General features: G+C 62.8%; 3 protein-coding genes and 1 pseudogene. All 4 read left to right on the forward strand.

Annotated features, from left to right (window positions below):
* Positions 1-270 precede the first annotated feature (270 nt).
* Positions 271-462, forward strand: coding sequence for a hypothetical protein (locus RM2_RS24810; RefSeq protein ID WP_072691749.1), 192 nt, complete (start codon positions 271-273; stop codon positions 460-462).
* 77 nt (positions 463-539) lie between these two features.
* On the forward strand, positions 540-950 hold the full coding sequence (locus RM2_RS22935; RefSeq protein ID WP_169846820.1) for a hypothetical protein: 411 nt from the start codon (positions 540-542) through the stop codon (positions 948-950).
* 405 nt (positions 951-1,355) lie between these two features.
* Entirely contained in the window at positions 1,356-1,823 is a 468-nt protein-coding gene (locus RM2_RS22940) for a ribbon-helix-helix protein, CopG family (RefSeq protein ID WP_072691751.1), read from the forward strand.
* 207 nt (positions 1,824-2,030) lie between these two features.
* A pseudogene (locus tag RM2_RS22945) lies at positions 2,031-2,304 on the forward strand (hypothetical protein); the annotation flags it as partial.

Raw genomic sequence — 2,304 nt, forward strand, 5'->3', positions numbered from 1 at the left:
GCCCGCAATGGGCGGCGATCTCGTCGACGGCGGACGTGCCAGTCGCATCTGTTGCACACTGATCGAGCTGACCCCAGGGCCGGGGCGACCACCAACTCGGTCGCATGCGGGCCACGGTGGGGCCGTCCCGAAAACGGCCTTGGTCTCAATGGGTCAACGCATCACTACTGCTGACATGATGCGTGACCGTGGAGATCCTCGTCCTCTCTCGGCACTAGCCAGCGTGGACCAGAACGAGACTCGACGAATAGCTGATCCAAGGAGGAACGAATGCTACGCAACCGCTTCGATTGCGATTCCGAACAACAGCTCGCTGCCGGACACCGCGCGTGGAGCCAGGTCCCGATCTCCTCAGAGTCCGTCGAGGCGGCACTGAGCAGGCACCCGCACGTCACCCGGGCAGTTGGCGACCGGAAGCACGGCTACGGCAGCGCCGCACCTATCAGGCAGGGTCGACGATGACTGATGATTTCGATGTGCTCGTCCAACGAGTGCGGCGCGTCCATGGCCGAGGTCTCGGGAGGCTCAGGAGGAAGGCCATGGGCGATGAAGGTTCCGACTTGTCGATCGAAAGGGGCAAGATTCCGAATTTCGTCGGACGGTCTGTTCTCGACCGGGACCTGGAGGTTCGTATCCTCGCCTCCCACCACACACTTGATGGTTCGCGGGAGTTCCCCGGCCCGTACCCGCCTGGTGCGGTGATGGTGTCGACGTCGGTTAAAGGCCGGCACGCGCGTACAGGGAGCGTCGTAGAGGTAAACCCTGTTGAAGCGGATGCGTGGGGACTGGCAATGGCGCCGGAGGGGTTCGAGGAGTTCGGTGTCATCCTCGGGACGACCGCCTATTTCTCTACGGGTGCTCGTCACTACAGGTTCGTCCTGGACGCAGCCGGAGGGATGTGCGCGATTCCCGCGACCGACTGCGAGATATTGGTGGAGGGGATGCGCTGATTTCACGCGCCGATGAGAAAGTGCCCGATCGAGAGGTCGGGCACTTTCGTCTCCGCGGTCGCTCCGCCGCCATGTCGAAAACCTGTGTCGGTAAACTATGTCGAATAAACCTGTGCGAGGGTATTCTCGACGCATGTTGTTCGGTTACGCACGGGTCTCCACCCCGGATCAGAACCTGGATTCCCAGGTCGAGGCCAGCGCGGCGGAATGGTGGCGTCAGGCTTCCCACTGAACTGTCGGCCGAACCATCGCCGAGGACGGTGGTCGAGCGAACCACGATATACACGATATAGTCGTGTCCGTTCTGCTGAGCAGGCCCCACAGGTTGTGTTCGCAGAACACCCCCCCTCCCCGGCATCACCCCCCGATGCCGGGGCACCTTAATATCTTTGCACCGAGGCGGCGATGACCGAGGAGAAACCCGGTCGTATCCCGGTGGGCCGCCCAGTGGGTCTCCGGTTCGACCACGAGACGAAACGCAGTCTCGATCTGATGGCCGCCCAGTTCGGCCGACGAAGGGTCGGCGCGGTTCTCCGCGTCGCCGCCCGCCGACTGGTGGCGCACCCCGAGGGCATCGGGAATGCGCTGGCCGAGCAGAGACGTCTCTCCCGTGGTCGCACCCCCGCGGTGTACCACGTCCGCATCAACGTCCACCTTGATGAGGACCTGCTCGACACGATCGACACGATCGGTGCACGGGTCGGAGCCGACCGGGTCGAGCTGATGCGGCTCGCCGTGAAACGAGTCCTCTCCGACCCCGGAATGCTCGAGGAAGCCGTGAATCACGAGATCTTCCGCAGCGAGAAGAACAAGACGCAACTTCTACGCCGTCATGCCCGTCTCCAGGAGCGACGTCGCACTCAGCTCGACTGACTCACCGCGCGTGTTAGACAACTTCGATCCGGCGACTCTGCGTGTTGGGAAGTCGGTCGGTGAACTGAGTTCAGTGTGGTTTCGTCCACGCAACGCCTAGCTAATCTGGCGTCGTGTCTCGCTAATCTTCGCTGCAAGTCGACACTTTTTTCCTGTGCCGGTCGTCGTCCCAGTACGCAACGCGTATACTTTGAGAGGTCTCTATGTATGATGTTGGGTGAGTCGTCGAGTTGGAGACGAGAAGAAGATGATGCTCGAGGCAATGGGAGGGCAGTGCTGGTGACGGTGCAGGTGATCGACCAGGAACCGGTCGGCGGCGGGGGAGGAGTGTGGGCGGTGCATCGCCCGATGGGAGCCAGCCACATCCAGGCCCTGGCGCGCGAGGTCGACGAGCGCTTCGTCCCACCCTCCGAGGCCGATGCCCTCGCATCGAACATCAGGCTCGACGACGGCGACGTCGTCTGGCGCATCGGCGACGATT

The sequence above is a fragment of the Rhodococcus marinonascens NBRC 14363 genome (assembly GCF_001894885.1).
Lineage (GTDB): Bacteria > Actinomycetota > Actinomycetes > Mycobacteriales > Mycobacteriaceae > Rhodococcus_F > Rhodococcus_F marinonascens.